Source organism: Streptomyces liliiviolaceus, from assembly GCF_018070025.1.
Classification (GTDB): Bacteria; Actinomycetota; Actinomycetes; order Streptomycetales; family Streptomycetaceae; genus Streptomyces; species Streptomyces liliiviolaceus.
On sequence record NZ_JAGPYQ010000001.1, the window covers coordinates 3,095,898 to 3,108,584 of the forward strand.

Sequence of the window (12,687 nt, forward strand, 5' to 3'; positions counted from 1 at the left end):
ATCCTCCCGAGAGCACAGACCGTGGGACTCCACCGGGCGGCGGTCCTCCTACGCATCGTGCGGGAACTGACGGGGTGTCGCCTTTCGGGGTGGGCCGGGCGGGGTGCGGCTGGACGGGTGGTCTTCGCGCACGGCCGGTCCCGGCGAACGACTGGTCCTGGCGAACGACTGGTCCTCGCGGACGGCGTACGGCCGGCAGTGGACGGGCCGTCAGGTGACGGCTGGGTGCGCCGGGCGCCCGGGGGGCTCAGGTGTTGGGGAGGGAGCGCAGGAGGGGGGCCCACGAGGACGTGGTCGCCCCGCAGCCCGCGCGGACCAGGCGCTGCCTGTGCCCCTCGGAGCGGGTGTAGCCGAGGAAGCGCAGGCCGGCCGCCCGCGCCGCGGTCAGCTCGGCGACCGACGAGCCGACCAGCACGGCGTCCTTCGCCGGTACGCCCAGGTGGTCCAGGGCGCGCAGGAGGCAGTCGGGGTCCGGCATCAGCAGGGTCAGGTCGTCCGCGCGGCCGTGCACTCCGCCGGTCACCAGGCCGGTCAGCCGGCCGTGGGAGTGCAGGTACTTCCAGACGGCGCTGGGCGCGTTGTCAGCGACGACCGCGGTACGCCGCCCGAGCGAGCTGAGCGTGGTGATGGCGGCGTCCGAGAACGGGGTGGGCGCAGCGGTCGACACGGCCCGCTCCTCGATCCGGTTGAGCCGGCGGCGCAGATCCGCGCCCAGCGGATGGTCCGCGAAGGCGCGCAGCAGGTCGAGGGGGTTGGAGCGCCCCTCCATCGGCTCCGGGGGCCCGCCCCGGGCGGTGAGCGGCTCGCCCCGGAGCGCGGCCCCGGGGTCCCGCAGCTCTGCGAGCAGCGCGGCGAGTTCCCTGGTGACCTGCTTCTCGGCGTCACTCGTGTAGAGCCGGACGAGGGGCCCGTCGAACCCGAGGAGCACGCAGGGGCTCTCCATCAGGGCCGCGGCGGCGTCCTCCGACCGCCGGGCGGCGTCCCGCCGGGTGGTCGCGGGTTGCCGGGCGGGCGCGGACGGGGTGGTCCCGGCGTCCCGAGCGGCCTCCGACCGGTGCGGGGACTCCGTCTCCGGAGCGCTCCCGGATCGGCCGGCGGCCCCGGACGGCCGATCGGTCCCGGACGGCCGAACGGTCTCGGACGCGGAGGAGGTCTCGGGCGGAGGGGTGGTCTCGACCGCGGAGGCCGGCTCGGGCGGAGGGGCGGTCTCGGGTGGTGGCGTGGTTTCGGGTGGAGGCGCGGCTTCCGGTCGGTGGGTGGTGGGGTGCGGGTCCGGGCGGGAGCCCGTGGGCGGCTGTGGTTCGCCCTCCGGGGTGAGGCGGACCGAGCACGCCACCGAGAGGCCCGGTACCGGCCAGCTGCGCAGTCCGCCGTGCAGCGCGTGCTGGGCCGCGCCCGCGCGGCGGAGCGGGTGGCGGCGCGTGATGCGGCGGGCCTCCCTGAGCAGATGGTCCAGGAGGCGTTCGGACACGTTGGCGGTCTCGCCGTGCACGAAGGCCACCGGGTCGTCGACGTGCCAGGACAGCTCGACGGACGCGGCGAAGGCGCCGCCGCCGGAGCTGGGCAGGGACAGCTCGTGGGCCGCCTGCTGCGTGGTGAGGTCGACCTCGTAGTACGTGAGGCGGGGCCCCGAGGTGGGCGTGCCGGCGAACCCGGCGGGGTCGAAGAGGGCCGGTGCGCCGTCCGGGGGCTGGAACACCACGGCGGTACGCCCGGGCTCGGGAAGGGGGATCGACACCCGTCGGCGCGTGCTGAACGGGCCGCGCACCAGATCGCGCCGTTCGGGCGGCGGGTCCGGAACGCGGTCCGGGATCTCCAGCCGGCAGGACCAGGCGAGGGGCGGCCCGTCGCCCGCCCCGGGACGCAGGGGCCGGAAGTGGACCGGGCCCACCGGCACGTCACCGCTCGTCAGCTCCTCGTAGAGGACGGGCGAGACGACCACGGCGATGTCCGACTGCTCCTGGGAGGGGGGCAGAAGGGGGGTACGGGGAGGGCGCGCGGTGTGCCAGAACGTCAGCCGGATCCTGGGCGGGTCCGGCACCTCCAGGAGTATGTCCGGCAGATCGCGCAGGGTCGCGTTCAGCACGTTCAGTACGGACGCCCCGGGGGCGACGAGGACGAGGAAGCCGTTGTCGAGGGCCTGCATGTCGTACTGGTCGGAGGTCAGACCGCTGAGCGAGAGCAGCCAGGCCACGGTGTGGGAGAGCGTGCTGTGCGCTCCCCGATGGCCGCCGGGCTCCGTGAACTCCACGGTGACGGTCGGCCGGTTGTCGTCGGGGACGGTCCGCAGCTCGCGGTACAGCTCAAGGAGGGTGGGGTCGGGTTCGCCGAACTGCCGGTCCTGGAGCTCCTCGTAGGCCTCGTACGAGTCGATGGCCTCGGCGATGCGGCCTTGGCCCTTGAGGGCGAGCATGTGCAGCCGCCGGAAGTCCTCGCGTTCGGGGTGGTCGCGGAGCAGCTCGCCGAGGTCGGCGGCGGCGCGCTCGAACAGGCCCAGTTCCAGGTCGAGTTCGGCGCGCGTGACGCAGAGCGTGAGGCGCAGGGCGCGCAGCCGGACGCGGGTCGCCTGCGCGGCGGGGCCGGGGACGCCGTCGAGGGGATCGCCGTACCAGAGGCCGAGCGCGCGCCGGACGGCCTCGCGGGCCGCCGTCAGGTCCCCGTCCTCCCGGTGCGACTCGGCCTCGGCGACGAGCGTCTTGCACTGCTCCACGTCGACGGTGCCGAGTCCGGCGTGCAGGGCGCGACCGCCGGGGGTGGTGGCGAGGAGCCCGGGGCCCAGGGTCTTGCGCAGGGCGGCGGCGTACGCGGACAGGAGGCGTCCGGGGTGCTGCGGAGGGCGGTTCCCCCACAGCCCCTCGGTCAGTTCGCCGTCGGCCACCGGCCTGCCGTTGCGCAGGAGCAGTTGGCAGAGCAGGGCCTGTTCCTCGGGGGAGTGGACGGTCGGGGAGGGGTCGCTGCGGTCGACGCGTACGGGGCCGAGCAGCCGGTACCGGTGGCGGTCCGCCGCGACCGCCTCGACCACCGCACCGAAGGCGGGGGTCAGGAAGAGGTCCTTGCCGCGGTGCTGGGTCTCCGTGTCCGACGAGAGCAGCCGGGCGAAGGCGTCGGCGAACCGCCGCCGGTGCTCGGCGGGGATGCCGGGCAGGTCCTCCGACGTCCTGCCGCCGGCCAGCTCGCGCAGCAGGAGCCCGAAGTCGTGCAGGTCCCGTGACTCGTCGAGGCCCCGGGGCCGCTCCGACCGCCCCAGCGGGAAGCCGCCGATCCTGACCGTGCCGTCCGGTGCGAACAGCAGGTGACCGGGGACGAGTGCGCCGTGCGCCAGGCCGCGTGCGTGCACCGCTTCGAGGCCCTGCGCGACCTGCCGGGCCAGGGGCGCCAGCAGGGCGAAGGGCAGCCGGAAGCCGCCCCGGGTCGTGAGTTCGGCCAGCGTGACCCCGTCCACGAACTCCGTGACGAGATACGCGGTGCCGTCCTCGAAGCCGTAGTCGTACACGGCCAGCACATTCGGATGCTCCACGCCCGCGAGGGCCCGCGCGGACTCCAGGAACCGCTGCCGCCGCTCCGGCGCGACGGCGTAGCGGTGCATCGCGACCGTCCGGTCGAGCCGGGTGTCACGGGCCTCCATGACGCGCTTGCCCAGCCCCAGGCGGCGCACGAGCCGATACCTGCCGAGCACCAGCCCCGCGGCGCTCTTCGAGGGCGGTCCGCCCATCCGTCGTACGGACTCCTCCCGCACCGCGGCGAACGGTTCGCCCGCGGCCGGACCGCCCCCGGGGCCCGTACCCCCGCCGCCCGGGGCGAGCACGCGGAACTCGCCGGCCGACAGCCCGGCCCGCTCGTCGATCAACGCGCCTATGCGGGCCAGGAGTTCGGAGGTCCGGCCGTACGCCGAGCGCGGCAGGGTGCGGCGCAGCAACTCCCGTACGCCCGGCCGGAAGACGTACGAACCGGCCGCACCCGGGACCGCGATCAGCGCGCCGCTGAGGATCACCTCGGCCAGGTGCTGCGGCCGGGGGTTCCTCTCGACCGCCGCCTGCACCAGACGCATGACCGGCAACTCCACCGGCCCCACCGCGAGATGACCCGCCAGCCGGAAGGCCTCCGGCGAGGCCAGGGAGCGGAACCGCAGCAGCAGCTCCTCCGGGGAGAGCCGCTCGACATCGCTGCGGCCCCTCTCGTCGACCGGCGCGAGCGGTGGCCCTCCGCCCAACAGGCTCACGGCGCCCGGCAGTCGGCCGCCGCCCGCCACGAGCGACGACCAGTTCGCCAGCCAGGGAGCGGCGGCTTCGAGTACGGGAAGGGGGAGGACGCCGGGTGGCAGGCCCTCAAGCGCGTCCGCGTCCACGTCGTACGCCGAGTTGGGCGCCGCCGGTCCCGGCGCGGTGATCCGCGCGGTCGTGGCCGGCAGCGCGGTGGTGCGCCACAGGCGTTCCGGCAGCGGCTGGACCAGGGCGACCGGCATCCGGGCCGACCAGCGGCGCAGGGTGCCGTACCAGCGGGCGCCCGCCGGGCCGTCCCGCCACTGCGGGCCCATGCAGTCGCTGAGGAGGAGGGTGACCGTACGGCCGTCGGCGAACGACTCCTGCGAGCCGGGGCGGCGTACCGTGCCGTCGGCCTCCAGCCGGTGCAGTTCCACCGTGCGGAAGATGCCCGACTGGACGAGCGCCGCGTGCAGTTCGCGGACGAGCGGGCGCCACACGGGCATCGTCGGGCCGGTGTCGTGCACGAGGTGCAGCGTCAGCCAGCGCTCGGACATGGGCCGCAGCACGGGCAGCCACCACCGGGGTGCGGCGCCGAGCCGGGCGATGCGGTGGGCGGTCGCCGCCTCGTCCAGCTCCTGGCCGACCGGGGCGGGGACGCTCCGCTTGAGGGGGCGGAGGGCCCGTTGCAGTCTGAGGGGGTGGGGGAGCATCGGGGGTGCGGGGGCCAGGAGGGACGTGTAGGGACCGTCCGGGGTGTCCTGGCCCGCGCGGCCGGGCGTGGGTGTGCGGGGGCCCGGCAGACGGAGGGGGATGCGGGTGTCCGGTGGGTCCGGGGTGGTGTGGGGCGGGGGGTCGGGTGCGGGTTCGTCGGGGCCGGGCGCGCCGTTCCCCGCGCCCCTCGGGTGGGTGGGGGTGGAGGGAGTGGGAAGGCTCGGGCCGTCCGGGGTGGGTGCGGGCGTGGGTGGGGTGATGGGCTCCGGGGATGGCATGTGGGCTGCCAGCCACAGGAGTTCGGCCAGTTCCACCGGGGTCGGGTGCGGGGCGCCGGATGCCCGGGCCAGTACGTCGGCGAGGAACGCGGCGCCCGCGCTCCCGCCTTCGTCCGCGTCCGCGCCCGGGTCAGAACGCATCCGGTTCCTCTCCCGAGCGGCTCAGATACGGCATCAGCTGCTCGGCCAGCTCGTCGCGGGACGACGCGTCGAGGCCCGCCACACCCGTGAGGTAGATCGCGTTGAGCAGCTGGTCCGTGGCGAGTTCGCCCTCGGTCCCGCGGGACAGGAAGCGTTCGATCAGGTCGCGGGCGTACGCGTCGGGTTCGCCCAGGTGGGCGCGGACGATGTGCTCCAGGTGCGCGGCGCGGGGCTGGTGGAGTTCGAGACGGACACAGCGGCGGAGGAAGGCGGGCGGGAACTCGCGTTCGCCGTTGCTGGTGAGGACCACGAAGGGGAAGGCCCGGCAGCGGACCCGGCCGCGCGAGACCCCGACCCGTTCGTCCGTGCCGTCGATCATCACCTCGGCCGTGGGGGTGTGCCGGGCGGAGCGGACCAGCTCGGGGATCTCGTACTGGCCCTCCTCCAGGATGTTGAGGAGGTCGTTCGGCAGGTCCAGGTCGCTCTTGTCGATCTCGTCGATCAGCAGGGCCCGCGGCCGGCCGTACGGGAGGAGGGCCGTGCCGAGCGGGCCGAGCCGCAGATGGTCCTGAAGCTCGCTGTCCTTGGGGAGGACGGAGCCGGGCGGGGCCCCGTCGCCGGGGCGGACGTCGCGTGCGGCCGCGTACAGGCGGGACAGCGGGTCGTACTGGTAGAGCCCGTCGTGCAGCGTGGTGCGGCTGGTGATGTTCCAGCGCAGGACGGGGCCGAGCCGCAGCTCCCGCGCCACGGCGTACGCCAGACTCGACTTGCCGCTGCCCGGCGGGCCCGTCACCAGCAGGGGCCTGCGCAGATAGAGAGCCGCGTTGACGAGCTGGACGGCTCGGTCCGTGGCGCGGTACGTGCGGGCACGGTGCCGGCGGTCCGGGGACGTGGCCGAGGCGTCGTCGTCCTCGGCGGGCGTCGCCAGCTCCGGGCCGCCGTCGAAGTCGCGCCAGGGCGGCGGCGCGGGCAGCTCGGCGATGCCGTCGTGGGGCTCACTCGCACCCGTGTAGACGGGCCACAGGGACATGGTCTCTCCGAACGTGTTCCGGTGTGCGGTTGCGGCTTCGGTCGGCTGGGACGCGCACGCCCTAGCCGACCGGGTTGTGCAGATAGCCGGCGGGATCAGGCAGGCATTCGGGGTCCTCCCACAGCAGGGCCAGGTCGTACGCCCAATGCGGCTCCGGGGCGTCGGAGGCGTACGCCGTCTCGCGCAACTCATGGATGTGACGCGGTAGTTCGCGCGGCGGCAGGTTCGCCAGATGTGCGGCGAGGCGGTCCAGGAACTCCGCGCCCCGGCAGTCCACCGACTCCCCGCACCGGTGCTCGCCCCGGCAGCCGGTGCGCGGCCACAGCATCACCGGCACCGCCGCGTTCAGGCTCGCCTGGAACAGCCGCCGGACCCGGTCCGCGCGCGGCGGCGTCGCGAAACCCACCATGTCGGCGTCGCGGCGCAGCCCGATGGTCAGCTTCACCTGGTCCTGGCCGACCGACCAGCAGTCGATACGGTGCAGCCGGGCCGTGGGCCGCTCGTCCAGGTACTGCCACTTCTGCCGGAGCTTGTGCTGCAGGCCGCCGCTGCGCCGGCGCTCCAGGTCCATCACGACGAGCGGGGCGAAGGAGCCGAGCGGGCTGTCGTCGTCCGCGCTGCGCTGCCAGTGCGCCACGTCCGTGTTGAGCCAGCGGCGCGGCAGCACGAAGGCGATCAACTCGCGTGCGCCGAGTTCCAGTTCGCGGTACGCCTCGTCGATCCGCTCCAGTGTGTAGGGGCGTACCCGGTCGACGGGGAGGCGGCGCGAGCCCACCACCCGCCGGTGCCTGCCGTTGTACGCGGACACCTCCACGAGGAAGGCTCCGTCGCCGGAGCCGCTGGGGGCGATCTCCACGAGGATCGGTGACCAGGGGTGTGCGTGTCCTGCGGGGGCGGTCGGGGCGGTCGGGACGGGGTGGTGGGGCTGTGGGGCCGCGGGCCAGGCGCGTAGGGCTGTGCGGGTGGGGGTGTCGTCGACGAAGTCGGCGAGGCGGGTGGTGAAGCGGGTGATCGCTTCCGGGTCCTGTACCTCGGAGAGGAGGTACCAGGCCGCGTCCCACAGGGTGGTGAAGCCGGGGGGTGGGAGTGGGGGGCCCAGGGGGCCCACGGCCTCCTGGTACAGCCGTTCCGGGGAGTGGGTGTAGTGCGTCTGCGGGCCGGTGGGGGCCGGTCGCGCAGTTCCCCGCGCCCCTGAAAGGCGGGGCTGCGCCCCGGCCTGGTATTCGTCTGCGGGTCCGGTGGGGGCTTGTCGCGCAGTTCCCCGCGCCCCTGAAAAGCCGGGAGAACCCAGGTGTTCCAGTTGTTCCAGGTGTTCCAGCAGGTGTCTCAGGGTTTCCTTCTGGTGTTGGTCGTAGGCCGGGGTCGGGATGAGGTCTGCCAGGCGGGGCCAGTAGCGGGCCATGATCTGGGCGGGGAGCATGCGGCCGTTGCGGATCTCGGGGCTGCGGGCGGCGGCCGAGACCATGCCCACGACCCGGCCGGTGTCCGCGAGGGTCACGGCGGCGCCGCTGAACCCGGGCGCGAGCGGCTGCCCGTGCGCGGCCCACGACTCCAGCTGGACCCACTCGCCGGCGATCAACTGCTGTGCGGTGGCCCGGTACTCGGCGAGCGTCCCCTCGTCGTACCGCTTGGGGAAGCCGTAGGCGAGGAGCCTGCGCGGGGGATCGCCGTACGCGTCGGCGGGTGTCGCGAACTCCGCGGGCTTCATCGGCACCGGCCGGTCCAGCTCCAGTACGGCCAGATCGCCCGGGTCGTTCTCGCGGCCGTCCCAGCCGCCGTGCGCGACCACCCGGGCGGGGACCTGCTCGTAGCCACCGTGGGCGAAGGACACCGCGACCGTCTCGGTGTCGCTGCGCGCCACGACATGGGCGCAGGTCAGAACATGCTGCTCGGTGACGAGGAAACCGGCACCGGTGTCCCGTCCGCAGCTGATTCTCGCGTGCCAGGAAGCGCTGCTCATGGGCGCGGGGTGGTCTCCGGAGCGATGGGGGAGGCGGCGGCGGGGGCGGTCTCCGGGGGGCCGTCCGGCCGCTCGGGCGACCAGGAGAGCTTGACCACGAGATGGCCCTCGACAGCGCTCTTGGCGATCAACGCGCCCGCCTCCGCCGTGAGTTTGACGCCGAACTCGATCTCCACGGAGTCGGGCTTCAGCGAACCGTCCCTGAAGACGCGGAGCGCGGCGCCGGCGGCGGCCCGTACCCCCTCCAGCGAGCCCTCGAAGGTGCGGGTCGCGGCGACCGTTCCGTCGCCCCGCGCCACCAGGCGGGAACCCGACTCGTCCTCGGCCCCCTCGACGACGACGAGGGCCCCGTCGTCGGTCTTGAACTCCACTAATCCGTCCATGGCGCCGCACAACCCCCGTAGTCCGTCACTGGTGACCGCCTTCATTGTCACGGACGGTACTTGCCGCTGTCGCGGTTTCCACCGGTCGTTCACCATTGTGGTGGCGGAAAACCGCCAGGGCAGCTTCCCGCCAGGTTCCGTCGGCGCCACCGCGACACCGGCCCCCCGACACTCTTCGCAGCGTCGAGAAGAGGGGCACCGATGATCAGAGGATCCGCCGGAACCGGGGTCGTGCTCGCGTCGGCCGGACTCGTGTTCGCCCTGCTGCCGGCCGGCGGTGCCGGGGCCGACGCGCAGGACACCGGCGCCCGGCCCGCCGTCCGTGCCGTGTCCGCCGCCCACACCGTCACCCTCGTCACCGGCGACCGGGTCACCGTCACCGAACTCGGCGGCGGCAGACGGACGGTGACCGTCGAGCGGGCGGAGGGGGCGACCGGCGCGGTCCGTACGCAGACGGCGAACGGCGCCCTGACCGTCGTACCGGACGAGGCGCTGCCGTATCTGCGGGCGGGCACCCTCGACCGGCGGCTGTTCGACGTGAGCGAGCTGATACGCCAGGGGCTCACCGACCGGAAGACGGACGAGCTGCCGCTGATCGTCACCTATGAGAAGGGCGCGCGGGCGGTGACTCCGCGCGGGGCCGTGAGGACGCGCGGGCTGCCCAGCATCCGCGGTGCCGCCGTCGCGGCCGACAAGGGGCGGACGTTCTGGCGGGCCCTCACCCGGCAGGACGGGGTCGACGCGGACGGGATCGACAAGGTCTGGCTCGACGGGCGGGTCCGTGCGGAGATGGCCGAAAGCAACGCCCAGATCGGTACGCCCGAGGCCTGGGAGGCGGGACTGACCGGTAAGGGCGTCACCGTGGCGGTGCTGGACACGGGGGTGGACGTCGGCCATCCCGATCTCGCCGGGCGGATCTCCGTGACGAAGAGTTTCATCGAGGGTGAAGAGGTGGCCGACCGCAACGGCCACGGCACGCACGTCACGTCGACCGTCGGCGGCAGCGGCGCCGCGTCCGACGGCAAGGAGAAGGGCGTCGCGCCCGGCGCCACGCTCGCCGTCGGGAAGGTGCTCGGCGACCAGGGCTCGGGCAGCGAGTCGCAGATCATCGCTGGCATGGAGTGGGCCGCGCGGGACGTCGGCGCCACGGTCGTCTCCATGAGTCTCGGGTCGACGGAGCCCAGCGACGGCACCGATCCCATGGCCCGGGCCGTGGAGACCCTCACCGCGGAGACCGGCGCCCTCTTCGTCGTCGCCGCGGGCAACACCGGCGCCCCCTCGTCCATCGGCTCGCCCGGCGCCGCCGACTCCGCGCTGACCGTCGGCGCGGTCGACTCCGCGGACCTGGCCGCGTACTTCACGAGCGCGGGCCCCCGCCACGGCGACAACGCCCTGAAGCCCGACCTGTCCGCCCCGGGCGTCGACATCCTCGCCGCCCGCTCCCGGCTCGCCGCGGGCAGCGGCGATTACACCGCCATGAGCGGTACGTCGATGGCGACACCCCATGTCGCGGGCGTGGCCGCCCTCCTCGCCGAGCGGCACCCCGACTGGACCGGCGCCCGGCTCAAGGACGCGCTGATGTCGACCTCGAAGCAACTCGACGCCTCCGCCTATGTGTTGGGCGCCGGGCGCGTGAGCGTGCCCGAGGCGGTGAAGGCCGAGGTCACGGCCACCGGAAGCGCGGACCTGGGCTACCACCGCTGGCCCTACGCGTCGAACGAGCCGGTGACGAGGACGCTCACGTACTCCAACTCGGCCGACGGACCTGTCGAGTTGAAGCTGGCCGTGTCCGGCGCACCCGACGGAGTCGCGACGCTCGCCGACTCCACACTGACCGTGCCCGCGCACGGGACCGCCACCACGACCGTGACCGGGGACGGCGGCAGGGCCCCGGTCGGCAACACCAGCGGACGGATCGTGGCCTCGACGGCGGACGGCACGCCCGTCGCGCACACCGCCTTCGGGCTGGTCAAGGAGGAGGAGCGGTACACCCTCACCGTCCACGTCAAGGACCGGGACGGCGACGCCACCGCGGCCGACCTCGTGGTGCAGCGACTCGCCGAGGGCGTCGACCCGGTCCCGGAGCACGTCGGCGACACGGGCACCGCCGAACTGAGGCTCCGGCCGGGCACGTACAGCCTCAGCACCTTCCTCGACGTACGCGGCAGCCGTGGTGCCGACTCGCTCGGGCTCGGCTTCCTCGCGGCGCCCGAGATCGAACTGGACCGGGACCGCGAAGTCACGCTCGACGGAAGCGGGTTGAGGGAGATCGCGGCCCGCGTCGACCGGCGCACCGAGACCCGCCAGCTGCTCATGGAGTACGACCGGGCGGCGAACGGCGCGGACCTCTTCGGGGCCGTCCAGGTGCCGATCAAGTACGACAGCGTCTTCGCGGCGCCCACGGCGAAGGTGACGAAGGGCAGCTTCGAGTACCGGACCGTATGGCGGCTCGGAAAGCCGGTACTGGAGGTCGGGGGCGTCGGTGAGGCCGTGGTCCAGCCCGGGGGCACCCTCATGGAGGGCCGCCGCAGGCTCCCGCTCGTCGACGTCGGCAGCGGCGGCACGGACTCCGGCGACACGGGCTCCGGGGCCGGGGGGTACGGCGGAAAGGACGTGCGGGGCAAGGCCGTGCTCGTCCGGATGGAGGAAGGCGCGGTGCCCTCGGAGATCGCGCGGGCGGCCCAGGACGCGGGCGCCGCGGCGCTGTTCGTGACGGACGACGTACCCGGCCGGCTCAACGCCTGGTTCGGCACCGACGACAACACCGACCGGCCGATCCAGATCGCCGGCCTCAACACGGCGGACGCGGCGCGACTCCGGGCGGCGGGGTGGGCCGACATGACCGGGACCCGCAACACGCCCTACACGTACGACCTTTCGGAGGGACACAAGGGGAGCATTCCGGCGCGAGACCTCACCTACGAGCCGTCGCGCCGCCAACTCGCCGTGCTGAACACGAAGTTCCATGCGGCGAAGCCCGTCTCGGGCAGTGAGTTCCGGTACTCGCTCACCGATGACGCGTTCCCCGTCGGGATCGGCTTCCAGGAGCGGGCCGACTTCCCGGCCGAGCGGACCGACCACGTGTCCACCGGCCCCGGCCAGTTGTGGCACGAGTCCGTCAACGTGGGTGCCGGGGACCTGGAGGAGCGCAGCGGACTCGTCCGCTATCGCGGGGACACACGGCAGGACCTCGACTGGTTCCGGCCGGTCTGGCACCCCTGGCTCGGTACCGGGCTCGGCTGGGGTCAGCAGCGCTCCGGCTCGACCCTGCAGTTCAACGTCCCCGGCTGGGGCGACTCCGGGCCCGACCACACCGGCTTCGGCAACGTATGGGACGAGGGCAGCGGCATGACGCAGTTCACCGAGGTGTACCTCGACGGGCGATCGGTCGACCGGAAGACCGGCTCCGGCGCGTACGTCTGGGACGCGCCCGCCGACGAGCACACGTACAAGGTCGTCACGGACACGACCCTGGACGCGGACCGCTGGAAGCTCGCGACGAAGGGCCACTCCGAGTGGACCTTCAGATCGGCGGCCACCCCGGAGAACCGCTGGACGACCCTCCCCCTGATCAACCTGGCCTTCGACCTCGACACGGACCTGAACGGGAACGTACGGGCGGGCGGCCGACTGCCCGTGGCCATCAGCGCGTCGTACGTGGCGGGGGCCGGGGAATCCCTGAGGGGGCGCAGCCCCGGCCCCCTGGGGGCGCGGGGAACCGCGCGGCCGGCCCACGGCAACCCGCACCCGACATCGGACAGTCCGTCCCCCGGAACCCTCGGCGGAGCGACCCTCGAAGTCTCGTACGACGACGGCACGTCATGGCGAAAGGTAAGCGTGTCCAAGGCGGGCGCCACCACCTGGCAGGGCACCCTGACCGTGCCACGCGGCGCCACCTACATGTCCCTGCGCGCCTCGACCGCCGACGACCGAGGCGGCTCGGTGACCCAGGAGATCATCCGGGCGGTGGGCGTGCGGTAGA

At 74.0% G+C, this 12,687-nt stretch carries 5 protein-coding genes; 1 reads left to right on the top strand and 4 read right to left on the bottom strand.

From position 1 onward, the window contains the following. Positions 1-247 precede the first annotated feature (247 nt). The 4 genes from J8N05_RS13545 to J8N05_RS13560 all read right to left on the bottom strand — a co-directional run bounded on the left by J8N05_RS13545 (position 248) and on the right by J8N05_RS13560 (position 8,705). Positions 248-5,332 carry an SAV_2336 N-terminal domain-related protein gene (locus tag J8N05_RS13545; RefSeq protein WP_210882858.1) on the bottom strand — a complete coding sequence of 1,695 codons (5,085 nt, stop codon included), beginning with the start codon at positions 5,330-5,332 and terminating at the stop codon, positions 248-250. After that, entirely contained in the window at positions 5,322-6,362 is a 1,041-nt protein-coding gene (locus J8N05_RS13550; RefSeq protein WP_210882859.1) for an AAA family ATPase, read from the bottom strand. The genes J8N05_RS13545 and J8N05_RS13550 overlap by 11 nt, the downstream gene beginning before the upstream one ends. A 61-nt stretch (positions 6,363-6,423) precedes the next feature. Continuing rightward, positions 6,424-8,322, bottom strand: coding sequence for a VMAP-C domain-containing protein (locus tag J8N05_RS13555; RefSeq protein WP_210882860.1), 1,899 nt, complete (start codon positions 8,320-8,322; stop codon positions 6,424-6,426). Then, a complete protein-coding gene (locus J8N05_RS13560; RefSeq protein WP_210890166.1) occupies positions 8,319-8,705 on the bottom strand; it encodes a CU044_2847 family protein in 387 nt (128 codons plus the stop codon). Before J8N05_RS13560 ends, J8N05_RS13555 begins: the two co-directional genes overlap by 4 nt. A 201-nt stretch (positions 8,706-8,906) precedes the next feature. Here J8N05_RS13560 and J8N05_RS13565 point away from each other — a divergent pair, with 201 nt between their 5' ends. Continuing rightward, positions 8,907-12,686 carry a S8 family serine peptidase gene (locus J8N05_RS13565; RefSeq protein ID WP_210882861.1) on the top strand — a complete coding sequence of 1,260 codons (3,780 nt, stop codon included), beginning with the start codon at positions 8,907-8,909 and terminating at the stop codon, positions 12,684-12,686. Position 12,687 lies beyond the last annotated feature (1 nt).